Raw genomic sequence first — 22,191 nt, forward strand, 5'->3', positions numbered from 1 at the left:
CCTTGCGCCGTCCGGGTCAGGCCACCGTGCCGGTGCCCGCGAGTTCGTCGGCACCGGGCTGGTCCGGGGCGGGGAAGAGCCGTCCGAGCGGGAGGGGAGCCCGGAACGGCCGCCAGGTGCCCTCGGCCTGGGCGAGCCGATCGGCCACCGCGTAGAGGACGGCGGGGTGGTGGCCCAGCCCCAGGTGGCTGGCGTGCACGGCGATGTTCTCCGTCTGCGGACCCGGGGCCTCCAGGCACGCCTGCCAGTGCACGATCCCGTCGTAGCGGGAGTAGACGGACGTCGACGGCATGGGCAGCGGGCCGCGGTCGCCCTCCAAGGGCAGCGCGAGCCGTTCGACGTGCAGGTGCGAGTAGCGCTCGAAGGCGCGGTGGGCCCTGCTCTGGTTCGTGTGCACCATCCGGAACGGGCTGCCCAGGGTGATCACCTGGCGTACGTGGGCGGGCGTCCGGCGGGCCAGGTCGCGGGCGAAGATGCCGCCCAGGCTCCAACCGACGAGTGTCACCGGCCGGTCGTGGCGGTGGGCGAGCTGGTCCAGCCGGTCCCGCAGGCCGTTGACCGCGAGCGGGGTGGGGCCGATGTTGCGCCCCAGCTGCCAGCCGTGCGCGCGGTAGCCGAGCCTGCGCAGCTCGCGCCGCAGCACGCGGGTGGAGGCGTCGTCGGCCAGCAGGCCGGGCAGCACGAGCACCGGGTGGCCGTCGCCGGAGGGCAGCGCCCGCAGCAGAGGGTGGGTGGCCAGGTAGAGGCCGTAGTCGGCGGTCGCCCGCCAGGCCTCGGTCAGGTAGAGGGGGAGCGGCGGTCGATCGGGGGTGTGGCTGCGCACGTGGGCCTCCTCGCCGACCGCCGGTGGCCCGCTGTCGGTCGAGCATGGCGCCCTGACCGTCACCTGTCGAGCGACGCGTGGCGGCTGCCCACCCGGCCGCAGGTCGGGTGGGCAGCCGCAGACTGGGCGGGTGCGCCCGCCCGCGGCGGGGCCTGGTCGTCGAGGAGGAGGTGGGCATGGCCGGAGCGCAGCAGGACGGGCCAGATCCGGACGGGCCGCAGGAGGACGGGGCGGTCGGGGAGAGCAGCACGGTCGACCTGGGTGGCCCGGTCCACATGGTGGACCACGGAGGTCGCTCGGAAGGGCCGACCGTCGTCCTCGTCCACGGGCTGGGCGGCTCGCACCTGAACTGGGATCTGTTCGCGCCGTTGCTCACCCCGCATGCCCGGGTGCTCTCCCTCGACCTCCCCGGCTTCGGCCGCAGCGAGCCCGGCCGGCGGCAGGCCACCGTGCACGGCAACGTGCTCGTGCTGGACCGGTTCCTGCGGGACGTCGCCGGCGGACCGGCGGTCCTCGTCGGCAACTCGATGGGCGGGATGATCTCGATCCTGGAGACGGCGGCGGCGCCCGAGCTGGTGCGCGGCCTGGTGCTGCTCGACCCGGCCGTGCCCGGCCCGCGGCGGGCACTGGACCCGTTGGTCGCCCTGACCTTCGCCGCCTACGCCCTGCCCGGGGTGGGGGAGCAGACCCTGCGGGCGCGACGCCGACGGACCGGGGCTCGGGCGCAGGTGCTGGACATGCTCCGGCTCTGCGGCGTCGACCCGGCCGGCGTGCCGGCGTCGCTGGTGGACCGGTCGGTGGCGCTGGTGGAGCAGCGGCAGGACGTGGCGGGCATGGACCGGGCGTTCCTGACCGCCGCCCGGTCCCTGCTGCGGGTGCAGGCGGACCCGCGTCGCTACCGCCGGGCGATGGCGACGATCTCGGTGCCGGTCCTGCTCGTGCACGGCGAGCGGGACCGGCTGGTGCCGGTCGCGAACGCCCGCGACGTGGCCCACCGGCACCCGGACTGGCGGTACGTCGAGCTCCCCGGCGTCGGGCACGTGCCGCAGCTGCAGGTTCCTGAGCGCCTGGCGGACGACGTCGTCCCCTGGCTGCAGCAGCTGCCGCCGGGCTGAGGGCAGGGCCGCCTGCGGTCCGGCCTCAGCGGGACACGGTGTCGCGCAGTGCCTGCAGGCCGGTGTACCGCGGCCGCCAGCCCAGCTGGGTCCGGGCCTTCGTGGTGTCCATGATCGCCGGATGGCTCAGCGCCTCCACCCACTGGGCCGGCGGCGGCAGGAAGGGCAGCCGGGAGACCGCCCGGGCGGCCAGCTGCGCCGGGCCGGCCGGCAGCGGCAGCGGCAGCGCGCCGCACTCGCGGGCCACGTCGGCCGCGGTGAGGACGCCGTCGCCGGCGATGTTGTAGGCCCCGGGCGGGCCGGCGCCGAGGACGCACAGGAGCAGGGCCGAGCCGACGTCGTCCTCGTGGACGAACTGCACGGGGACGGCGGGCACGGCGACCGGCACGGGCACCGGCAGGCGCCGGATGGCCGCCCCGGCGAACCGCCGGGCCAGCGGCGCCAGGGAACCGGGCAGCAGGTCCTTGGCGCCGAGGCTGTGCGGACCGAGCACCAACGGCGGCCGGAGCAGGTAGAGCGCCACGTCGGGGGCGGCAACCGCCTCGGTGACCAGCAGCTCCTCCACCTCTGCCTTCTCCCGGGCGTAGAACAGCCGGGACGACGTGCGCACCGGCCACTCCTCGGTCATCCCCACCGGGTTGTCGCGGGAGAAGCCGTAGGCGGCGACCGAGGAGGCGTGCACGAACCGTCGCGCGCCGGCGGCCGAGGCGGCGCGGAAGGCGTTCCGCGTCCCGTCGACGTTGATGGCCCGGATCTCCTCGGGCCGGGCGTTGCCGGTGATGTGGAACGCCAGGTGCACGACCACGTCGGCGCCAGCGAAGGCGTCGGCGAGGGTGCTGGCATCCCGGACGTCGCCTCGGCGGTACTCCATCTTCGTCCAGCCACGGTCGGCCGGGTCGAACGGACGCCTGGCGACCCCGACGATGCGCGCGACCCCGGGATCGGACTGCAGGAGCGGGACCAGGCCGGCTCCGAAGGTCCCGGTGGGCCCAGTGACGGCGACCGTCAGGCCGACCCCGTCCCCTGCGCTCCCCGGAGAGCCAGTGGTGGTCCGGTCATCGGTGTCGGTCACCTCCGGCGGCTACCCCCGGGACGGGATGCCAACCCGGCCGGGGACGCCGCCGCGGGTCAGCCGGCCGTGCCGGCGGCCGGCTCCGCACTCAGGGCGCACAGCTCGTCCATGCCCGCGCTGATCCCCTCGGCGAGGACGTCCACGTCGGGGAAGGCGTCGAAGTCGGCGTTGACGCCGAAGGTCATCTCGTCGACGTAGCTGAAGACGCCGATGCTGAGTCGGATCCCGCTGGAGATCGGCACGTAGGCGTGCGAGTTGAGCATCCGGGAGCCCAGTACGAACAGCGGCACCCGCGGCCCGGGGATGTTGGTGGTCACCGCCTGCGCGTACCACTGCCCGGCCCGGGTGCCTGCCTTCACGCCGAAGGCGAGCAGGCCGGGGGCGGTGACGTCGGCCAGCCCGATGATCGAGCGGGTGTCCAGCCGCTGCAGCGCGGACTTGTGGTGGTCCATCTGCTCCCGGACGGAGGCCAGCCGCGAGCGGGGGTCCGGCTCGGCCACCGGCAGGTCGACGAAGACCGCGGAGATCCTGTTGTCCAGCGAGCCGCGCTCGCCCTCGGTGCGCACCGACACCGGCACCATGGTGCGCACGACGAGGCCGTCGGCGAGCTCCCCCCGGCCCTGCAGGAGATCGCGGAAGCCGCGGGTGATGGCGGTGAGCACCAGGTCGTTGACCGTGCCGCCCAGGGCCGTGCGAGCTCGCTTGACCTCCGCCAGCTGCGTCTCCGCCCACGCCCACCGGCGGTGCGGTCCGATCGGCCCGTTCAGCGCCCGGGCGACGGGGGTCGTCAGCTGCCGGGCCAGGGTGGGCATCTCCGCGGCGAGACCCCGGCCGGTGCTGACCAGCCCCTTCACCGTCCCGACCACGCCCGGGGCGGCGAGCAGCTGCCGGGTGGGCCGCAGCGCGGCGTCCTGCACCGCACCGGCGACCACTGCCAGCGTCGAGGGACTGCGCTGCGGCGACCAGTCCCGCGGGTCGCCGTGCACGGCGTCGGGGCTCGAGTCGAAGAGCAGCTGCATCAGGTCGGCGCCGGCCACGCCGTCGACCATGCAGTGGTGGACCTTGAGGATCAGTGCCCACCGGTCCTCCTCCAGGCCCTCCACCAGCCAGACCTCCCACAGCGGCTTGCTCATGTCGAGCCGTTGACCCAGCACCCGCCCGGCGAGGTTGCGCAGTTGCTCGCGGTCACCCGGCCTGGGCACCGCGGTGTGCCGCACGTGGTACAGCACCTGGAAGTGCTCGTCGTCGACCCACAGCGGGCGGCCCAGCTCCAACGGCACCGAACGCACCCGCTGCCGGTAGCGGGGCACGAGGGGCAGCTTGCTCACCAGCAGCCGCACCACGTCGCCGTAGGACGGTGCCGGCCCCTCGAACACCGAGACCGAGCCCACGTGCATGGGCGTGTTCTCGCTCTCCGCGTAGAAGAACCCGGCGTCGGTCGCGCTCATGCGGTCCACGATCAGCTCCTCGCTGCCCCTCGAGAGGGCTCGCCGGCAGGCGCGCGCACGTCCTCGGGTGGGCCGACGCTAGGAGCCCCGCCACCGGCCGGCAAGGTGAGGCGCGGTCCGCCGGCGCCGGTGACCATCGCTCCTGCCTGTGAGGTGCGGCTGAGCGTCCGGGCGGGGTAAGCAGGCTGCGTGAGCGGCGCAGCGGGGCACCGGGAGGGCAGCATCCGGTTGCGTGACGGCCGGGCGCTCGCGTACGCCGAGTGGGGCGACCCGGACGGGTGGCCGGTGCTCGCCTGCCACGGCTCACCGAGCTCACGGCTGGAGCGGCACGTCCCGGACGGCGAGACCTACCGACGGTGGGGCGTGCGCCTCGTCGTCCCCGACCGTCCCGGCTTCGGGCGCTCGGACCCGCAACCCGGCCGCCGCGTGCTCGACTGGCCCGACGACGTCGACGAGCTGCTCAGCCACCTGGGCGTCGACCGGTTCGCCGTGCTCAGCCTCTCCGGTGGCGCCGCCTACGCCCTGGCCTGTGCGCACGTCTTCGGAGAGCGGGTGCGGGCCGTCGGCGTCCTCGGCGGGGCGCCGCCGCCCGACGTCCCGTGGCCCTGGCCGCAGTGGGTGCCCGGACGGGTGCGGGACGCCGTCCACCGGCCTGGCGTGGCGGCGGCGTTCCTGCAGCCGGTCTTCGCGCCGATCGCGCTGCGGCCGGCGCTGATCCCGTGCTACCTGCAGCTGCGGCTCAACGCGACCGACCGGCGACTGCTCGGTCGGCCCGACGTCCGACAGGTGCTGTCCGAGACCTTCACCGAGGGGCTGCGCCAGGGGTCCTCGTCGCTGGCCCAGGACCGGGCGTTGTTGTTCCGGCCGTGGGGCTTCCCGCTGTCCAGCGTGCGTCAGCGCGTGCACCTCTGGCACGGGACGCAGGACTGGCTGGTGCCCGTGGCGCTCGGGCAGGTGCTCACTGCGATGCTCCCGAACTGTTCGGCTCACTGGTTCGCCGGTGAGGGGCACTTCCTCGTCTTCGACCACGCCGAGGAGGTCCACGCGGCCCTGCGGGAGTGACCACCGGGCCGCGGCTGCCCGGTGCGGGAGCACCGCCCGCCCGGGCGTGACGGGAGGCGCCTACGGCGTGGCGCCGTAGGCGGCACGGCCCTGGACGGCGGACGTCCCCAGGTCGCTGCTGGTCAAGGCCTCACCCTGCTCGACGGCACTGGTCCACGTCGCGGTGGTGGCGACGGCGGCGAAGTTGGAGTTCAGCAGCGCCATGAGGGTCTCGTGGACCTGCCGAGCGGAGGCGCTGCCGGCGTCGTTCACGATGCTGATGGCGCCGGTGGCGTCGGAGAGGACCTCGACGGCGATCCCGAGGTCCTCGGCGGCGGCTGCGGTGCCGATGACGCAGTTGTTGGTCATGTACCCGACCAAGGTGATGCAGTCGAGCCCGTTGTCCGCGAGCCAGGACGCGACGTCGGTGCCGGAGAAGACGCTGGCGTTGCTCTTGGTCACCAGCTTGGACGTGTCCGTCGTGCGCTTCTCGACGTCCGGGTGCAGCGCCTGCCCGGCCGAGCCGGCCGCGAAGACCGGCGCCCCCGCGGGGAGCTCGTGCCGGACCACGACCACCGGGAGCTCGTGCTGAGCGGCGACGTCCATGGCGCTCACGATGCGGGCGAGGGAGTCCTCGCGCGGCGGGTACTGGATCTCCAGCGGTCCATCGAAGTAGTCGTTCTGCACGTCGATGACGACAAGGGCACGGCGGGGGGCGGACATGGCTCGTACTCCCTGGCTGGACGGCGTCGACGCCCATCAGGGTGCCCGCCGCGCTGGGCATACCGTGAGTGGCTGAACTGACGACAGTCGATGAGATCAGGACAAGAGTGAAGATCGCGGTGCACGCCTTCGACGGCATGACGATGTTCCACCTGGCCACGCCTCTGCTCGTGTTCGGTGAGGTCTCCCGGCTCGGCCTGGCGTCCGGCTGGCAGACCTCCGTGTGGACGCAGGATGGGCATGGCATCCGCACTGCTGAGGGTCTGCGCGTCGAGGACGTCGCGGGACCTGAGGTCGTGTCGGGCGCCGACATCGTGGTGCTGCCTTCCTGGCCGGCTGATCTCCGGCCAGCCAGCGACGACCTGGTCCAACTGGTCAACCGTGCGCACGACGACGGTTCGACCGTCGTCGGACTGTGTCTGGGCGCGTTTCCGGTGGCCGACAGCGAGCTCCTCGACGGCCGGGGCGCCGTCACGCACTGGGCGGCGGCACCGTTGCTGCAGCAGCGGCGGACCGCGGTGCAGGTGAACGCCTCTGCCCTGTACCTCGACCACGGCGACGTCCTCACGTCAGCCGGCACCGCCTCGGGCCTGGACGCCTGTCTGCACGTGGTCCGCACCCGCCTCGGGAGCGCTGCGGCCAACACGCTGGCCCGGCACCTGGTGGTGGCGCCGCATCGCGACGGAGACCAGGCCCAGTTCGTCCAGAGGCCCGTGCCCGAACCGGGCGGGGGAGGCCCGATCGGCGCCACCATGGACTGGGCGCTGGCCAACCTCGACCGGGACCTGGCGGTCGACCAGCTGGCCGGCCACGCCCGGATGAGCGGGCGCAACTTCACCCGCCGGTTCACCGAAGCGGTCGGGACCACCCCCGCCCGCTGGGTCCTGACCCAGCGACTCGAGGAGGTCCGGCGGCTGTTGGAGACCACGACCTGGTCGATCGAGCGGACAGCACGCGCGTGCGGCTTCCGCAGCGCCGTGACCCTCCGCCAGAACTTCACCGCGGCCTACGCCACCACTCCCACGTCCTACCGGCAGCGGTTCCGCATCTCAGACGGTGCGTGACGCCCGTCGTCGCAGCGCCCCGGGCCTCTCCCGTCCGCCGTACAGCTGACTCGCTCACTGCTCGGCCGACCCGCAACCCGAGGGACCGTACGACCGCATCAACGCGCCAGGAAGTGCACGCCGAGCCAGAGCCAGGTGAGCAGGACGACTGCGCGGCCGGGCGTCGTCCGCATGGCGGCGCCCAGAGCTCGGCCCGCGGTGGCCGGACCGAGTCCGAGGCGGGCGCAGACCTCGATCGCCACACCGACGACGAGCAGCCCCAGGAAGCCGGCAGCGCTCAGCAGGACGCCGTTGGTCATCGCTGTGGCCGGCGGCGCGGACGACCGAGCAGCCAGGCCCCGACGGCCAGCCAGCACACGGTGGCGGCGCCGCGCAGCAGCGGTTCGGCGAGGAAGGGATCCGCGAGATCGCTCGCCGTCGGCAGCTCGTCGTCGGCGAGCGTCACGAGTTCCCAGGACACGGCGGCGGTCACGAGGGCGAGCCACGGCAGCCCTCGTCGCCCCACTGGTGGAGCGGTCTCGCCCGACTGCCGGACCAACGCCACGACGACGACGGCGGTCCCGGCCGCGCCGATCACGACGAGCGCCCCCACCGACAGTTCGCCCCAGGCCATCACGGCAGCGACGCAGGACAGCGCCATGGCCGCGAAGGTGAGCCGGCGCGCGAACGGGGAAGACCTCACGCGTGCATGTTCGACCAGCAGGCCGCCGGGGCGCGCTCCTGTTCGCCGCCTCCGTCGCCGTGCTCCTCGCCGCCTGGAACAACGTCGTCATCACCCGGACGCCGGGCTACCCGCAGTCCTATGTCCCGGTCAATCTGGCGGCGACGGGCCTGCTCCTCGTGGGGGCTCGGTTCGTCGGCCTCACCTGGAAGGAACTGGGCCTCGATCCGCGTGGAGCCCGAGCAGGGCTGCGATGGGGCGGGGCGTGCTCCGCCGTGGTCGCCGCCGGCTACGCGGCCGGCCTCATGGCCTCGCCGGTCCGCCCCCTCCTGGCGGATGCACGGCTCGCCGGTGCCAGCTCCGCAGAGGTCGCCTACCAGGTGCTGGTCCGGATCCCGCTCGGCACCGTCCTGTGGGAGGAGATGGCCTTCCGTGGCGTCCTGCTGGCGGCGCTGATGCGGGTGGCGGCGCCGCGTGCGGCCATCGCGGTCTCGGCGGTCCTCTTCGGGATCTGGCACATCCGTCCCACGCTGAGCGCGGCCACTGCCAACACCCTGATCGACGGGTCTGCGGGACTCGTCGTCGCCGTCCTGCTCGGATGTACGTTCACGGCGGCAGCGGGGGTCCTCTTCGCCTGGCTGCGCCTCCGGAGCGGCAGCCTGCTGGCCCCCGTCCTCCTCCATCTGGCGACGAACAGCCTGGGTGCGCTGGCTGCAACCGCTGCCCATCGTCTCGGATGAGCCCCAGCGGGGGCGTCCGCCACGGCTCATCCGAGACCGGACGTACCGGAGCCAGGAACGCCAGAACTCCCACGGCCCTGGGTTGTCAGGGGTTCGATCTGGTGTTCGAGGGGCGACTCGGTACCTCCGCACACGCCTGCGGTTACGCCTGATCCGGATCGGTCCGGAGCTGCCCGGGGTGGCCGCCGCAGTCCCGGCCAGGAGAGTTCCCCGGTCGCGAACAGGGACCGAAGGCCCTGTCGCCGGGCCCCGCCAGGGGGGACTCTCGTCGGAGTCCCGTGCTCCGCTCGGACCCGAATCGCGCTTCGTCGGTCCCGACCGCCTCTTCCCGACCTGATTCGAGGACCTCATGACCAGCTCAGCACCGCGACCGGCCGACGCCGAGCGCTTGGACCTGCACAACGCGAGCATCGACGAGTCGGCCGCGGCTGCCGGCCACTGCGGCATGACAGACCTGCACACCGGCCGCGTCTGCCAGGAGTCACAGGATCACGCCGGCAGTTGCGCCTTCGTCGCACCGTCCCATGGGCCGTCTGCCGCAACGCCCGACCCCCGTTGAGGTCTGGGCCGGCTGGCTGCGTCAGGCCACTCGGCACGACACTGATCGACCCCAGGCGGACGCTCGGTCACCCGATCGGTAACGCGCGGTCACCGGTGACCGCCCACGGAGGGGCACGACACGGTCCGTCGACGGCCGCGGTGATGAGCAGCGCCGCGGGCGCGGTCCAAGGACTGCCCCCGGTTCAGCTGACCGTTGCCCAGGAGGCGACGACGAACGGGCGTCGGAAGAGCAAGGTCAGCCAGTCGGCCGACGTCGCCATCGACCTGAGGAGCGAGGAAGGCATCGCGGAGGTCGCCGAGTTCATCCTCGGGGCGGCGAACCGCATGCCGGACGTCGTGGCCCGCCACTTCGAGGCCACGCGGTTATGGTCCTCGGTGTCGGGGCCGGATCGACGCCAGGGATCGAACCGGTCGAGGCGCTGGACATCGAGCGTGGTGTCCGCTCAGCCGTACCAGGCGACCGCTCAGCCGTACCAGGCGACGACGCGGTCTCCGAAGAACCCGAAGGCGATGCCCCAGACGGTGATCGCGATGGCCATCCACACGTAGACGGCACCTCTGCGTGCTCCGAGCGCGATCAGGGTCGGCGCGGTGATCTGCGTGGGCAGGAGGACCGCTCCGAGCAGTGAGACGCCAGGAACACCCACACGCTCGAAGTACTTGGCGACCTTCCGCTTGCCCTTGGACGGCGCCTTGCCCGACCGGCCCCGGGTGGCCGCATCTCGGACGCCGCTGGCAAGGGCGATGGTCAGGAAGGTGGCCACGATGTTGCCGATGACGGCGGCGGGCACGGCCAGGAGCGGGTCGACACCGACGATGGTGCCGATGAAGCTGCCCAGGTAGGACTCCACGAACGGGATCATGCCGAAGAGGAGCAGTGTGCCGACCTGCTGCCACTGCTCCAGTCCGGCGGCGAACTCGGTGAGCTGGATGATGAGGTCCTCGACGAAGTCGGAGTTCATGCACCCATGCCACCGGGCCAGGGAGTTCCAGCCCAGTGCGTGATCACACGTCTTTCGCATGACGATGTCATCTCCGGCCCCCGCGCAGCGTCATCACGGGCCGCAGCGGCACCGCACTCCGGTGTACGTCGACGATGGCGTCGCGGGTGTCATGAGGTCGCGTCCCGGGCGGTGGCACCGCACCGCCCGTTCCCGGCGGACCGACCCCGAGCGTGGGCTGCGCCGACTCTGCAACGACCATCGGCGGTCACGGGGGCGGTCGGAGGGCGCCGAGGGACCCGCCGCAGGTGGACCTGCTGATCAGGGGACGGTGACGACGACCTTCGCACGGGCGTGCTCGGTCTCCAGGTAGCGGATTGCGGCCGGTACCTGGGCCAGCGAGTACGTGCGGTCGATGACCGGGTGGACCCGCTCGGACTCGACCAGCCGAGCCAGGGCGTCCAGGCGCTCGGTGGTCGGTGTCGCGGTGAACGGCTGGATCCGCTGACGGACCACCCGGCCGGCCAGCCCGCCGGCGACGATCAGTCGTATCGGGCCGACCAGGCTGCCGCCGTCGAACACCCCGCCGCCGGCCAGCACCAGGACTCCGCGCTCGGTGAGAACCTGGCGCAGCTCACCGAGGCGGCGGTTGCCCACGAGGTCGAGGACGACGTCGAAGCGGCGAGCGGCCGCGATGATGTCCACGGTGGTGTAGTCGACGACGTCGTCTGCACCGAGGGAGCGCACCAGTTCCACGTTCCGGGTGCTGCAGAGGGCGGTGACGTGCGCGCCGAGGGCCTTGCCGATCTGGACGGCGAACGTGCCGACCCCACCGGAGGCGCCGTTGACGAGCAGCCGGTGGCCGGGCTGCACGCGCGCGACGTCGCGGAGCCCCTGGAGGGCGGTGCAGCCGGCGAGCGGTAGGGCGGCGGCCTGCTCGAAGGTCAGGCCGGCGGGCTTGCGCGCCACCTGATCAGCCGGCGCGCAGACGTACTCGGCGAAGGCGCCGTCGGTCATGCCCGTCTCGCCGTACACCTCGTCGCCGGTCTGCACATGGCTCACCCCTACGCCGGCCTCGACGACCTCGCCAGCGAAGTCGCGGCCTCGGATCGACGCCTTGGGGCGGCGCACGCCGAGCTGCAACCGGGCCAGCTTCGGATCACCGCGCATGACGTGCCAGTCAGCCGCGTTGACCGAGGTGGCCCGCACGCGAACGAGGACGTGGCCTGGTGCGGCGTCCGGGCGGTCGACGTCCTCGAGTCGCAGGGTGTCGGGGGATCCGTAGTGGTGCTGGACGATCGCCTTCATGGCTGCCCCTCGGTGCGTCCTGGTCGTTGCGCAGGACGCTAGATCTGGGCGGGGGCGAAGATCATCAGGGAAGACCCTGAAAGGCGACCTGATCACGCGGTGCCGGCACGTCGGGCCGGGCACCGACCTCGACAGAGTCCAGGCATCCCGGGACCGCCCCCGGCCCGCCCGGACGGGCGCGACTGACGTCGCCCGGCGTTCAGGCGCCCGGCTCGACGAGCCCCGCCTCGTAGGCGAACACCACCACCTGGGCACGGTCGCGCAAGCCGAGCTTGGTGAGCACGCTCGACACGTGCGACTTCACCGTCGCCGCGCCGATGTACAGCTCGCGCGCGATCTCGGCGTTGCTCCGCCCCCTCGCGACGGCGGTGACGACGTCGCGCTCGCGGGCGGTCAGGCTCTCCAGCCGTCCGGCGAGGGCGGTGTCGGGCGCGCGCTGCGCCGCGAACCGCTCGATCAGCCGCCGGGTGATCGACGGCGCCAGCAGCGCGCCGCCGTCGGCGACCGTGCGGACGGCGACGACGAGCTGCTCGGGCGGCAGGTCCTTGAGGACGAAGCCGCTCGCTCCCGCGCGCAGCGCCCGGTACACGTACTCGTCCGGCTCGAACGTCGTGAGGATGACCACCCGCACCGCGTCGCCCAGCTCGGCGACGATGCGCGCCGTGGCCTCCAGGCCGTCCATCTCCGGCATGCGGATGTCCATCAGCACGACGTCGGGCCGGTGCCGGCGGGCGACGTCGATCGCCTCGACGCCGGTGCCGGCCTCCGCGACGACCTCAATGTCCGGCTGGTGGTTCAGCACCATCGCGAACGCGCCACGCACGAGCGCCTGGTCGTCGACGACGGCCACCCGGATCGTCATGCCGCCCCGCCGTCGAGCGGCAGGCGGGCCCGCGCGGCGAACCCGCCGTCCGGACGCGGGCCGACGTCGAGGCTGCCACCGAGCAGCTGCGCGCGCTCGCGCATGCCGACGATGCCGTGCCCGGCGCCGGGCAGTGACGTCGCTCCGCTGCCGTCGTCGCGCACCTCGACGACGAGATCCGGTCCCTCGGTCGTGAGCCGGACGCCGGTGCGCGCGCCGGGACCCGCGTGCTTCACCACGTTCGTCAGGCACTCCTGCACGATGCGGTACGCCGACAGCTCCACCCGCGCGGGCAGCCCGCCGGTCACGCCGTCGATGTCCAGGTCGACGTCCAGGCCCGCCTCGCGCATCCGCGCCACCAGCGCGGGGAGGTCGGCCAGACCCGGTTGCGGCTCGGTGTCCGCCGATCCGGTCGAGGGACGCAGCACGCCGAGCAGGTGACGCAGCTCGTCCAGCGCCTGCCGGCCGGCCTCCTCGACCGCGCCCATGGCGCGCGCCGCCGCCTCGGGGTCGGCCGACGCGACGGTCTTCGCCGCGCCGGCCTGGACCGTCATCAGGCTCACCCGGTGCGCGACGACGTCGTGCAGCTCGCGCGCGATCCGGGACCGCTCCTCGGTCACGATGCGACGCTCCCGCTCCCGCAGCTCGCGCTCCTCCAGCACGGCGCGCTCAGAGCGCAGCCGCAGCCGACGTCCGACCTCCCAGACGGCGAAGAAGACGACGACGCCGAACGCGACCCCGCTCCACGGGACGTCGCCGGTGACCCCGTCGAGCACGAGCACGACGAGCGCGACGTCCACCCCGAGGTGTCCCCACCGCTCGACCGACCCGTAGCGCCCGAGGGCGTAGAGGGCGAAGAGCGCATGGCCGCCGAGGTCGGCGTGGCCGCTGCCGAGGGTCAGCGCCCACGCGGCGAGGACGACGGCGAGGACGACGACAGGTGCGTGGCGGCGCCAGTACAGCGCGCCGCTGCCGACGGCGAACAGCAGCACGACCCAGCGCGGACGTCGCCGAGATCGCGCAGCACCCACGAGTCGTCCGGCCCGGTCGTGAAGAGCAGCGTGAGCACGAACAGCACCGCGGCGAGGACGGCGTCGGCCGCCCGCGGCCAGCGCGTGAACGGGCCGGGTCGCATGCGCTGAACGTAGGCGCGCCCGGCGCTGCTGTCGCCGGTCCTGAGTCGGGCACCGATCTCCTCCTCCAGGGGGAGACGGCGCCGCTCCGAGCCCGTCCCGCGCCGGGCGACGACAACGCGGTTCCCGCGGAGAGTCCGAGGTGACCGCCTCCTCCCGACTCCCTGGAGCGACCATGAACGGCTGGATCCGACGGATCGGCACCGCGAGCGCCCGCCACCCGAGGCGGACGATCGGCGCCTGGGCCGTGCTCGCCGCGCTCGTCGTCGCGCTCTCGAGCACGCTCGGCGGCGCCTACCTCGACGACTTGACCGTGCGTGGCAGCGACAGCGCCGCCGCCACCGAGCTGCTCGAGCAGGGCTTCCCCGAGGCGGCCGTCGGCTCCGCCGTCGCGGTGTTCGCGGCGCCCGAGGGCGAGCTCCTCACCGCATACCTGGACGACGTCGAGGCGACGCTCGTCCAGCTGCGCGCGGTGGAGCGCGTCACGGCGGTGACCGATCCCTTCGCGAGCGGCGCCGTCTCGCCCGACGGGCGGATCGGCTTCGCCGACATCGTCATGGACGCGCCGTCCGGAGAGCTCGGGCCGGAGCCGGCCGAGGCGCTCGCCGCGGCCCTCGCCCCGGCGCGCGACGCCGGGCTCACCGCTGAGGTCGGCGGTGAGGCGGTGCTCCTCAACACAGAGCCCGAGCCGTCCGGCGCCGAGGCGGTCGGCGTCCTCGTCGCGCTGGTCGTCCTCGTCGTCGCGTTCGGCACGGTGGTGGCCGCGCTCGTGCCGATCGCGCTGGCGCTGGTCGCGGTGGCCGCCGGGCTCAGCGGCATCACCTTGCTCGCCGGAGCGATGGACGTCTCCACCTCCGGGCCGGTGATCGCCGCGATGGTCGGGCTCGGCGTCGGCATCGACTACGCGCTGTTCCTGGTGTCCCGCTACCGCGAGAACCGGATCGCGGGCCAGGACAACGCGACAGCCCTGTCGGCCGCGATGGGCACCTCCGGCACCGCGGTGTTCTTCGCCGGCGTCACCGTGGTGCTCGCCATGGCCGCCCTCGTGCTGACCGGCATGGGCGTGCTCGCGTCGATCGGCCTCGCGACGTCGCTCGTCGTGCTGTTCGCCGTGGCGACGGCGCTCACCCTGCTCCCCGCGCTGCTGTCGCTGCTCGGAGACCGCATCGACGCCGGTCGGGTGGTCGGCCGGCGGCGTCCCGCGCGTCCCGTCGAGGCGACCGCCTGGTGGCGGCTGTCCCACCGCATCTCCACGCGGCCCTGGCCGTACCTGGTCGTGGCGTCGCTGCTGCTCCTGACGCTGGCTGCGCCCGCGCTGTCGATGAAGACCGGCTTCCCCGACGCCGGCGACGCGCCGGTGGGCACCACGCACCGGCAGGCGCACGACCTGCTCACCGAGGGCTTCGGGCCCGGCATCAACGCGCCGCTGCTCGTCGTCGCCGACCTCTCGGGCTCCGGCCTGGGCGTGGACGACGTCCCGCTGCTCGCCGAGCGCATCGCGGCCGATCCCGGCATCGGCTCGGTCGCCGAGGCGAGGCTCTCCACGGACGGCGACACCGCCGTGCTGAGGGCGCTGCCGACCACCGCGCCGGCCGACCCGGCCACAGCGCAGACGCTGGAGCGGATCCGGTCCGGCGCGTCCGACGGCGTGCACGTGACCGGCCAGGCCGCCCTCGCGATCGACCTGGACACCTCTCTCAGCTCGACCCTGCCGCTGCTCTTGGGGGCGGTCCTGGCCGCGTCGTTCCTGCTGTTGGTCGTGGTGTTCCGGTCCGTCACGGTCGCCCTCAAGGCCGTGGTCATGAACCTGCTGTCGATCGGCGCGGCCTACGGCGTCGTGGTCGCGGTCTTCCAGTGGGGTTGGCTCGGCGGCCTGATCGGGCTCGAGGACACCTACCTCATCGCCTCGCCGCTGCCGGCCATCTTCTTCGCCGTGCTGTTCGGCCTGTCGATGGACTACGAGGTCTTCCTCGTCTCGCGCATCCGCGAGGCCTACGACACCACCGGGGACAACGTCGAGGCGGTCGCGCGCGGCCTGGCGTCCAGCGCCCGCGTCATCACCTGCGGAGCGCTCATCATGACGGCGGTGTTCCTGTCCTTCGTCGCGACCCCGGAACCGTTCGTCAAGATGATCGGCCTGGGGCTCGCCGTCGCCATCGCGCTCGACGCGACGCTGGTGCGCATGGTGCTCGTGCCGGCGACGATGGCGCTGCTGGGCAAGGCCAACTGGTGGCTGCCGGGGTGGCTCGACCGGCTGCTCCCCGTGGTGCGGGTGGAAGGCGAGGCCGAGGCGACTCCCGCGCCGGTGCCGGTGCCGGTCGGCTGAGCCGGCTCGACATCGCGCTGGGCCACGTCCGGCGGAGGACCCGCCGCGACGTGGTCCGGCGCGATGTCGACGAACATGACCTCCTGGCCGCCGACCAGCTTCGCCGGCCCACCTCGAGCAGGATCGTCCGCACCTTCACGCCATAGCGCTCCGACGCAGCCGGGGGTCAGCGTCTCGCGGCGTCCCCAGCAGGTCGGTGTCGAGGTGGAGCTCACCGAGTTCGGCCGCCGAGGGCGCGACCCCGCCGAACGCCCAGCCGCCGACCGGCAGTGCAGGCAGGTCACCGGCGAGCGGCGATGACCTCCCGGCCGCGGTCGGAGGCGGGGAACCGATCGATCATCGCGCGCAGCTGTTCGGCGTCGACGTCGGCGCCGAAGGGCTCGGTTCGCGGTTCGAGGCGCACGCCGTACGCGAGAGGGCCGGCGACGACCGCGTCGAAACCCAGGTCGGAGACGATCCGGGCAACGGTGTCGAGGTCGGCGATCTCGTCCCCGGCGATCGCGATGGCTTTCCGGCCGGGATCGCCGACGGGGCGGGTCTCGCCTTCCAGGTCGTGGTAACCCATGTGGTTGAACGCCTTCACCACCCGGGACTCCGGCAGGAAGACCTGCACGATCTCGCTGGTGGAGGTGCGCGGATCGGTGAGGTCGTCGCGGACGCCATCGACCTCCCACCAGTAGTTCATCGCGTCGATGACCAGTTTCCCGGCCAGTGCATCGACCGGCAGAGTGCGGTACTTGCCCAGCGGCAGGGCCAGGACGACGACATCCGCCTTGAGTGCGGCATCAGCCGCGGTCGTCGTGGTCGCCCCCGGGGCGAGCACCTCGACGGTCAACGCGATCTTCGCTGGGTCGCCCGAGCCGGCGACCAGCACGTCGTACCCGTTCGCGATCGCGAGTCGGGCCAGCACGGTGCCCACCTTGCCGGCGCCGAGGATGCCCAGCGTGGTCATGCCTGCACCTCTGGCGTGGCGGCCGGCACGTCGTCGCCGGCGGCGAGGAGCTCGCGCACCCGGGGGAGGGGATGGGTGCCGTAGAGCTGCGTGGTCATGGATGAGCCCTCCTGTCGCCATGAAGTTGAGCGTTCATCTGCTTGCAACGGCTGGACGCTCCCGGTGTTCCAGACGGCCAGGTCCGGGTGACCGCCCCGGGCCATCAGGAGTCCGCGAACCGCCGCGCAGGCCCGACGTCGGCTCGTCGAGCAGGTAGCTAGGTGGTCCGGTCCGATGTCCTGGAGCGTCTACCGGCTGCACGAGGCGGCCGGGACGTCGGCGAGGACGTCCGCGACGGGCCCTCCGGTGTCGGACCGAGGTGCCGGCTCACGACCTCGGCGAGCGCCTGCGCGACCAGCGTCGACTCGCCGGAGCCCGAGACTCCGGTCACCGCCGTCAGCACACGGAGCGGCACATCGACGGACAGTCCCCTCGAGGGTTCATGTGGCCACGATGACCGTGCCGCCGTGCGTCACCTGAGCACTCGGTGCTCGAAGCCTTCGCCGTCCTGCCAGATCACGTCGAGACCCAGGTCCATCGCCGCGGCGCATGAGAGATCATCTCGGGACGGTTCACCGGGTAGCAGCACGGCCACCCGGTCGACGAGAGTCCGGTCGGCGGCGAGGTTCATGAGGTAGCGGTACCGGTGCACCTGCCCGATTGCCGGGAACAGTCCGTCGACGGTGGCCTTTGCCTCGATGATCAGGCGGCGACGCTCGTCGTAGATGTCCGCGAAGAGGCCGGAGTCCCCGTCCCTCCTGATCGGGTGCTCGAGCCTCGGCTTGTAGCCGAGCGTCGCGACGTAGGCGTCGACGAGGTGGGCCTCGAGCTTCCTCTCGTCGGCGAGCGCCTGCGCGACCGTGGTGGTCGGGTCCGCGAGCCGTGTGGCCGCGAGCGCCAGCTCGCCGCGGGCGCGCCAGGACTTCATGGCGTACAGCTCGAGCTCGCGCCCCTTGAGCCGCTCGTGCATCGCCCGGTAGACGTCGGCGTGCCGGTACTCGCCGCGGAGCGCTTTGAAGGTCTGATGGATCGTCCGGTGCCCGCCGTCGGCCTTGGTCGGCCAGCCGAGGGCGAGCACGGCCTCGGCGACCTCAGCGAGGTCGGCCTCCCGCGGGTCGGTCGGTCGCGGCCGCCGGTACGTCTCTGTCTCAAGGTCGTGGGCGAGTGCGCCGGTCGACTCGAGGTCGATCACTGCCCGCAGGACGGGATCGATGGTGAGCGACGGCGCGATGTCGAGGGTCTTCGCGAGGTGCCCCCGGGTGTCATCCCAGTTGGCGGTGCCCACGCTGTCGAGCTGCTGCTCGATGTAGCGGATCGCGCGGCTCACCCGGTGCTCGAGGGTCGGGCCGAGTGGAGACGTCACAGTGCGTCCGCCCGGACGTCCTCGAGCAGCGGCGGGATCGTGCGGGCGAACTGGCTCTCCGTCGAGACCTGCACGAGCTCGGGGCGCGATGCGAGTCGAGCAGGGGCGCGCGCGGTGAGCGTGGCGCACGGTCGGGTGGCAGGCGACGTCATGACCGCGACCGTGCCATGCACCAGGCGCTACGCGCAGGGCAGGAGCTTCGGGACTGCCCGTCCGCCTGGCGGTCCAGGACGAAGCCGTGACGGGCCCACAGTCAGCGTCGTTCATGCATGCCGCGGACCTGACCTGCGGCGATGCCGTCACGTCGGAGCATCTGGTGAACATGATCTCGGTCCGGGGCCGCTGTCTCTCGGTCAGGGATCACCCCGCAGGGCGGCGACCTGTGACCATGCGGTGGGGTGAAGCCGGAAGCCGCAACCCTCGTAGCAGCCGGGAGGGATTGTTGCCGGACGGGGGGGCGGGCCACGCTGTCCGCATGCGTGTCCTCCTGGTGGCTTCGCCGATGATCGGGCACGTCCTTCCCCATGTGCCTGTGGCGCTCGCACTGCAGGTCGCTGGACATGACGTGCTCCTGGCCACCGCCGCCGATGGCGTCGGGGCCGCTCGGAGGGCCGGGGTGCCCGCCCATGACGTCGCACCCGGGCTCAGCATGAGCCCGGTCATGATCCGCTCGCTCCTCCGGCATCCCGTCCGGGTCGGCCGGATGGTCCGGGGCGACGAGGGGACGGACGGCGTCGGGTTGCTGTTCGCCGCGGTCACCAAGGCCATGACGCCCGGCGCCTTGCGGCTCGCCGAGGAGTGGCAGCCGCATCTGGTCCTGCACGAAGGACTGGCCGCCGCCGGCGCGATCGTCGCAGGGCGGCGCGAGGTGCCGAGCGTCCTGGTCGACGCCCTGCTGTTCGATGCCCGTGATCTCTTCCATGCCGTCGCGATGAGCCTGGGTAGAACCCCGCTGAGTCACGCCGACGACGCCCTCCCCGAACCTGTCGACGCACTGGTCGCCATTCCCGCGAGCCTCCACGAGCGTGCCCGGATCGGGCGGCCGATGAGGTACGTGGTCGCTGCTGGACGAGGGGACGTGCCGGAGCAGTTCACGCGACGTGGCACCCGGCCGATCCTGCTGGTGTCACGCTCGACGGTCGATGACCCGCGACCGGATCGGCTGATGACGCGGGTGGTCGATGCCGCGAGGGACGCGGACCTCGACGTCGCCCTGGTCCGGCCCGATCGGGCGGTCGCCCGCCGGACTCTGCCGCCGAACGTGACGACGACGGACTGGCTGCCCTTCGCAGACGTCCTGCCTCACGTCGCTGGCATCGTGCACCACGGTGGCGGGGACCCTGATGAGCGCGCTGGCCGCTGGGGTGCCGCAGATCGTCGTCCCGGGCGCCGGAGACCGTACGAAGCACGCCCGCCTCGTCGCAGCAAGGGGTGCGGGCCTGGCCGTGCCGCTCGACGAGCTGACGTCCGCCACGCTGGAGCGGCTCGCGACGGACCCGGTGCTGCGGGCGACGGCCGGCGAGGTGGCCGCCGAGATCGCCACCATGCCTGATCCGTCGGAGGTCGTCGGTGACCTGGAGGCTCTGGTGCGGTGATGGCGCATGAGTCCACTGGGCGGCATGTGCCGGGACCGTGCGGCACCGTGTCGACCGGTGCAGATGATCGGCGGCGGGGCGGTTGCTGCTGCGCCGGACCCCGCCGGGGGTGCACGATGCCGCCGGGACACGTTCCGCAGCGGCGCGCGGCGGCCCCGGTCGGCGGCGATGGGGGGCGGGGTGAACCTCGAGAAGGTCGTGTTCGGGTTCTTCGTCGTGCTCGCCGCCACCCTGAACTTCGGGTTCTTCCTCGGCGACATCGACGACCCGACGGTGCACAACCGGTACGAGCTGTTCGCCGCGGTCGTCGTCAACCTCATCGCGACCGTGCTCAAGTTCGGCGACCGCACGCAGCTCGGTGCGGTACACCTGGCCACGAGTCTCGTCGCCGACCTCCAGCTCATCGCCGCCGCCCTCGTGCTCGGCTACGCGGCCTACGTCTCCACCGCCGGTCTCACCGCCGCCACGACGGCGAGCATCGTGTCGCTGTCCGGTGGCGCCTTGTTGGCGAACCTGGTCTCGGTCGTGCTGCTGGTCGTGGAGACGGCGTCGTTCCACCGCGGGTGATCGGAGGGCGTTGTGGGCAACCCCCTGCTGCTGATGTGGTGGCGCCTGCTCGCGTGGGACGACGACGGCCGGCGAGCCGGCGGACTCCCGCCGCCCGAGGTCGCCGTACCGCACGCCGAGGCGTCGGCCCCGGTGTTCCTCGTGCTGCGGCGGATGCGCGCCCCCCTGATCGTGCTCATCGTCGTCTTCGCGGTGAGCGTGCTGGGGCTGACGCTGGTCCCCGGCGAGGACGCGGCCGGCCGGCGGTGGCGGATGGGCTTCTTCGACGCCTTCTACTTCATGAGCTACACCGCGACGACGATCGGCTTCGGCGAGATCCCGTACCCGTTCACCCCCGCCCAGCGGATGTGGGCGATGGTGTCGATCTACCTGAGCGTGATCGGCTGGGCGTACGCCATCGGGTCGCTGCTGGCCCTGCTGCAGGACCGCGCCTTCCGCGCCGCGCTGGCCCTCCAGCACGTCACCCGCAAGGTCGGCCGGTTGGGGGAGCCGTTCCTGCTGCTGGCGGGCTACGGGCGCGCCGGGGAGCTGCTCGGGCACGCGCTCGACGGGCTCGGCCGCCGCTTCGTGGTGCTCGACCACGCGAACGAGCGGATCGACGACCTGGAACTGGACTCCTTCCACGCCGACATCCCCGCCCTGGTCGGTGACGCCCGGGACCCCGGCCACCTCGCCGTCATGGGTCTGGGCTCCCCGTCGTGCGAGGCGGTCGTGGCCCTCACCGACGATGACGAGGCCAACCTCGCCGTGGTCATGGCCGCGGCCCTGCTCCGTCCTGAGCTGCCGGTCATCGCCCGGGCCACGTCCGTGGCGATGGCCGAGCGGATGCAGGCCTTCGGCTCGCCCTCCGTGGTCAACCCCTTCGACCGCTACGGCGACCACCTGTGCCTGGCCGCGCGCGCACCGGCCACCTACCGGCTGCTGACCTGGCTCGAGCGCGGGCCGGGCGCGGAGTTGCCCGCCCTCAGCCACCCACCGCGGGAGGGCCGCTGGGTGGTCTGCGGGTACGGCCGGCTCGGCCGGTCGCTGGCCGCGGACCTGCGCGCGGAGGGCCTCGCGGTGACCGTCGTCGACCCGGGATCGGGCGGGGCCGATGAGGACGCCGGTGACGACCTCGTGGTGGGGGACGGCGTCGACCCGGACGTGCTGGCCCGTGCGGGAGTGGCGACCGCGGTGGGGTTCGTCGCGGGTACGGACAACGACATCACCAATCTCTCCCTCGTGGCCGCCGCCCGCCGGGCCAACCCCGGCCTGTTCATCGGTGCCCGGCAGAACCGGCCGGCCAGCGCCCCGCTGTTCGCGGCGATGGGGATCGACACCCTGCTCGTCCCCGCCGAGGTGGTCGCCCGGGATGTGTACGCCCAGCTGGCCACGCCCCTGCTGTGGCGTTTCATCCAGGAGATGCCCCGGCAGGGCGACGCCTGGGCGGCAGAGCTGGTGGAGCGCCTCACCGCGTTGTGCGGCCGGCACCTGGAGGGGCTGTGGACGCTCCCGCTGACCCCTCGGGCGGCACCGGCGCTCGGGAGCTGGCTCGCCGGCGGTGACGCGCGCCTGGGTGACCTGCTGCGCAACCCCGACGACCGCGACCGGCCCCTGCACGCACTGGTGCTGTTGGTCGTGCGCGACGGGCAGGCGATCCCGACCCCCGGTGCGGACTTCCTGCTGGCCCCGGGGGACGAGCTGCTGCTGACCGGGTGGGCCGCCGCCCGCCGCGCGCTCGCGACCACGCTCACGGTGGATTCCGTTCGGGAGTACGTGGTCTCCGGGAACCGAGTGCCGGCCGGCTGGGTGTGGCGCCGGCTGAGCCGGGACACCCGCGCGCCGGAGCCGACCGCTGGGCGCCAACCGGGCTGAGCT

At 73.1% G+C, this 22,191-nt stretch carries 22 protein-coding genes and 1 pseudogene; 9 read left to right on the forward strand and 14 right to left on the reverse strand.

All coding sequences use genetic code 11. The features are described from left to right. Positions 1-16: 16 nt before the first annotated feature. Positions 17-823 carry an alpha/beta hydrolase gene (locus O2W15_RS09945; RefSeq protein ID WP_269179296.1) on the reverse strand — a complete coding sequence of 269 codons (807 nt, stop codon included), beginning with the start codon at positions 821-823 and terminating at the stop codon, positions 17-19. Between the two features lie 176 nt (positions 824-999). Here O2W15_RS09945 and O2W15_RS09950 point away from each other — a divergent pair, with 176 nt between their 5' ends. Continuing rightward, positions 1,000-1,938, forward strand: a complete 939-nt coding sequence (locus tag O2W15_RS09950) for an alpha/beta fold hydrolase (protein ID WP_269179297.1) — start codon at positions 1,000-1,002, stop codon at positions 1,936-1,938. A 25-nt stretch (positions 1,939-1,963) separates the two neighbouring features. On the opposite strand, the gene O2W15_RS09955 is transcribed toward O2W15_RS09950, so the two are convergent. Further along, the gene (locus O2W15_RS09955; RefSeq protein WP_269179298.1) at positions 1,964-3,010 is read right to left on the reverse strand and encodes an NAD-dependent epimerase/dehydratase family protein; all 1,047 of its coding nucleotides are present in this window, start codon (positions 3,008-3,010) and stop codon (positions 1,964-1,966) included. Between the two features lie 56 nt (positions 3,011-3,066). Next, entirely contained in the window at positions 3,067-4,458 is a 1,392-nt protein-coding gene (locus O2W15_RS09960; RefSeq protein WP_269163118.1) for a WS/DGAT/MGAT family O-acyltransferase, read from the reverse strand. A gap of 189 nt (positions 4,459-4,647) precedes the next feature. Between O2W15_RS09960 and O2W15_RS09965 the strand changes: the two genes are divergently transcribed. Beyond that, positions 4,648-5,520: an alpha/beta fold hydrolase gene (locus tag O2W15_RS09965; RefSeq protein WP_269179299.1), complete on the forward strand. Its 873-nt coding sequence runs from the start codon at positions 4,648-4,650 to the stop codon at positions 5,518-5,520. Positions 5,521-5,580: 60 nt separating this feature from the next. Here the strand turns inward: O2W15_RS09965 and O2W15_RS09970 are convergent, their stop codons facing one another. After that, positions 5,581-6,222, reverse strand: a complete 642-nt coding sequence (locus O2W15_RS09970; protein WP_269179300.1) for an isochorismatase family protein — start codon at positions 6,220-6,222, stop codon at positions 5,581-5,583. 107 nt (positions 6,223-6,329) lie between these two features. Here O2W15_RS09970 and O2W15_RS09975 point away from each other — a divergent pair, with 107 nt between their 5' ends. Continuing rightward, positions 6,330-7,286, forward strand: coding sequence for a GlxA family transcriptional regulator (locus O2W15_RS09975; protein ID WP_269179301.1), 957 nt, complete (start codon positions 6,330-6,332; stop codon positions 7,284-7,286). 98 nt (positions 7,287-7,384) lie between these two features. On the opposite strand, the gene O2W15_RS09980 is transcribed toward O2W15_RS09975, so the two are convergent. Continuing rightward, positions 7,385-7,585: a DUF6186 family protein gene (locus tag O2W15_RS09980; protein WP_269179302.1), complete on the reverse strand. Its 201-nt coding sequence runs from the start codon at positions 7,583-7,585 to the stop codon at positions 7,385-7,387. Continuing rightward, positions 7,582-7,968 carry a hypothetical protein gene (locus O2W15_RS09985; protein WP_269179303.1) on the reverse strand — a complete coding sequence of 129 codons (387 nt, stop codon included), beginning with the start codon at positions 7,966-7,968 and terminating at the stop codon, positions 7,582-7,584. Before O2W15_RS09985 ends, O2W15_RS09980 begins: the two co-directional genes overlap by 4 nt. Before the next feature lie 59 nt (positions 7,969-8,027). On the opposite strand from O2W15_RS09985, the gene O2W15_RS09990 reads away from it, so the two are divergent. Beyond that, positions 8,028-8,687, forward strand: a complete 660-nt coding sequence (locus tag O2W15_RS09990; RefSeq protein WP_269179304.1) for a CPBP family intramembrane glutamic endopeptidase — start codon at positions 8,028-8,030, stop codon at positions 8,685-8,687. 743 nt (positions 8,688-9,430) lie between these two features. On the opposite strand, the gene O2W15_RS09995 is transcribed toward O2W15_RS09990, so the two are convergent. From O2W15_RS09995 to O2W15_RS10015, 5 genes are all read right to left on the reverse strand, one after another. Continuing rightward, positions 9,431-9,607 (reverse strand): hypothetical protein, encoded by a 177-nt coding sequence (locus O2W15_RS09995; protein WP_269163111.1) that lies wholly within the window; start codon positions 9,605-9,607, stop codon positions 9,431-9,433. Between the two features lie 105 nt (positions 9,608-9,712). Continuing rightward, on the reverse strand, positions 9,713-10,210 hold the full coding sequence (locus O2W15_RS10000; RefSeq protein ID WP_269163110.1) for a hypothetical protein: 498 nt from the start codon (positions 10,208-10,210) through the stop codon (positions 9,713-9,715). A gap of 300 nt (positions 10,211-10,510) precedes the next feature. Further along, entirely contained in the window at positions 10,511-11,497 is a 987-nt protein-coding gene (locus tag O2W15_RS10005; RefSeq protein WP_269179305.1) for an NAD(P)-dependent alcohol dehydrogenase, read from the reverse strand. Positions 11,498-11,696: 199 nt separating this feature from the next. Next, a complete protein-coding gene (locus O2W15_RS10010; RefSeq protein WP_269179306.1) occupies positions 11,697-12,359 on the reverse strand; it encodes a response regulator in 663 nt (220 codons plus the stop codon). After that, on the reverse strand, positions 12,356-13,351 hold the full coding sequence (locus O2W15_RS10015) for a sensor histidine kinase (protein WP_269179307.1): 996 nt from the start codon (positions 13,349-13,351) through the stop codon (positions 12,356-12,358). Before O2W15_RS10015 ends, O2W15_RS10010 begins: the two co-directional genes overlap by 4 nt. 316 nt (positions 13,352-13,667) lie before the next feature. On the opposite strand from O2W15_RS10015, the gene O2W15_RS10020 reads away from it, so the two are divergent. Beyond that, positions 13,668-15,818 carry an MMPL family transporter gene (locus O2W15_RS10020; RefSeq protein ID WP_269179308.1) on the forward strand — a complete coding sequence of 717 codons (2,151 nt, stop codon included), beginning with the start codon at positions 13,668-13,670 and terminating at the stop codon, positions 15,816-15,818. 280 nt (positions 15,819-16,098) lie between these two features. Here the strand turns inward: O2W15_RS10020 and O2W15_RS10025 are convergent, their stop codons facing one another. From O2W15_RS10025 to O2W15_RS10035, 3 genes are all read right to left on the reverse strand, one after another. Continuing rightward, the gene (locus O2W15_RS10025) at positions 16,099-16,770 is read right to left on the reverse strand and encodes an NADPH-dependent F420 reductase (protein ID WP_269179309.1); all 672 of its coding nucleotides are present in this window, start codon (positions 16,768-16,770) and stop codon (positions 16,099-16,101) included. Between the two features lie 511 nt (positions 16,771-17,281). Next, positions 17,282-18,136: a hypothetical protein gene (locus tag O2W15_RS10030; protein WP_269179310.1), complete on the reverse strand. Its 855-nt coding sequence runs from the start codon at positions 18,134-18,136 to the stop codon at positions 17,282-17,284. Between the two features lie 32 nt (positions 18,137-18,168). Next, entirely contained in the window at positions 18,169-18,324 is a 156-nt protein-coding gene (locus tag O2W15_RS10035; RefSeq protein WP_269179311.1) for a hypothetical protein, read from the reverse strand. Between the two features lie 350 nt (positions 18,325-18,674). On the opposite strand from O2W15_RS10035, the pseudogene O2W15_RS23990 reads away from it, so the two are divergent. The 4 genes and pseudogenes from O2W15_RS23990 to O2W15_RS10050 all read left to right on the forward strand — a co-directional run. Next, positions 18,675-19,253: pseudogene (locus tag O2W15_RS23990) on the forward strand (hypothetical protein); the annotation flags it as partial. 262 nt (positions 19,254-19,515) lie between these two features. Beyond that, positions 19,516-19,767 (forward strand): nucleotide disphospho-sugar-binding domain-containing protein, encoded by a 252-nt coding sequence (locus O2W15_RS23995; RefSeq protein WP_442928875.1) that lies wholly within the window; start codon positions 19,516-19,518, stop codon positions 19,765-19,767. A gap of 180 nt (positions 19,768-19,947) precedes the next feature. Further along, positions 19,948-20,334: a DUF6394 family protein gene (locus O2W15_RS10045; protein ID WP_269163108.1), complete on the forward strand. Its 387-nt coding sequence runs from the start codon at positions 19,948-19,950 to the stop codon at positions 20,332-20,334. A gap of 12 nt (positions 20,335-20,346) precedes the next feature. Continuing rightward, a complete protein-coding gene (locus O2W15_RS10050) occupies positions 20,347-22,188 on the forward strand; it encodes a potassium channel family protein (protein ID WP_269179313.1) in 1,842 nt (613 codons plus the stop codon). Positions 22,189-22,191 lie beyond the last annotated feature (3 nt).

The organism is Modestobacter sp. VKM Ac-2979, from assembly GCF_026967995.1.
Classification (GTDB): domain Bacteria; phylum Actinomycetota; class Actinomycetes; order Mycobacteriales; family Geodermatophilaceae; genus Modestobacter.

Excerpts from the sequence above, each read along its gene's own strand:
- O2W15_RS10010 (WP_269179306.1), bottom strand. The coding sequence starts at position 12,359 with ATGACGATCCGGGTGGCCGTCGTCGACGACCAGGCGCTCGTGCGTGGC.
- O2W15_RS10000 (WP_269163110.1), bottom strand. The coding sequence starts at position 10,210 with ATGAACTCCGACTTCGTCGAGGACCTCATCATCCAGCTCACCGAGTTC.
- O2W15_RS09960 (WP_269163118.1), bottom strand. The coding sequence starts at position 4,458 with ATGAGCGCGACCGACGCCGGGTTCTTCTACGCGGAGAGCGAGAACACG.
- O2W15_RS10025 (WP_269179309.1), bottom strand. The coding sequence starts at position 16,770 with ATGACCACGCTGGGCATCCTCGGCGCCGGCAAGGTGGGCACCGTGCTG.
- O2W15_RS10005 (WP_269179305.1), bottom strand. The coding sequence starts at position 11,497 with ATGAAGGCGATCGTCCAGCACCACTACGGATCCCCCGACACCCTGCGA.
- O2W15_RS23995 (WP_442928875.1), top strand. The coding sequence starts at position 19,516 with ATGAGCGCGCTGGCCGCTGGGGTGCCGCAGATCGTCGTCCCGGGCGCC.
- O2W15_RS10020 (WP_269179308.1), top strand. The coding sequence starts at position 13,668 with ATGAACGGCTGGATCCGACGGATCGGCACCGCGAGCGCCCGCCACCCG.
- O2W15_RS09950 (WP_269179297.1), top strand. The coding sequence starts at position 1,000 with ATGGCCGGAGCGCAGCAGGACGGGCCAGATCCGGACGGGCCGCAGGAG.
- O2W15_RS09970 (WP_269179300.1), bottom strand. The coding sequence starts at position 6,222 with ATGTCCGCCCCCCGCCGTGCCCTTGTCGTCATCGACGTGCAGAACGAC.
- O2W15_RS09980 (WP_269179302.1), bottom strand. The coding sequence starts at position 7,585 with ATGACCAACGGCGTCCTGCTGAGCGCTGCCGGCTTCCTGGGGCTGCTC.
- O2W15_RS10035 (WP_269179311.1), bottom strand. The coding sequence starts at position 18,324 with ATGACGTCGCCTGCCACCCGACCGTGCGCCACGCTCACCGCGCGCGCC.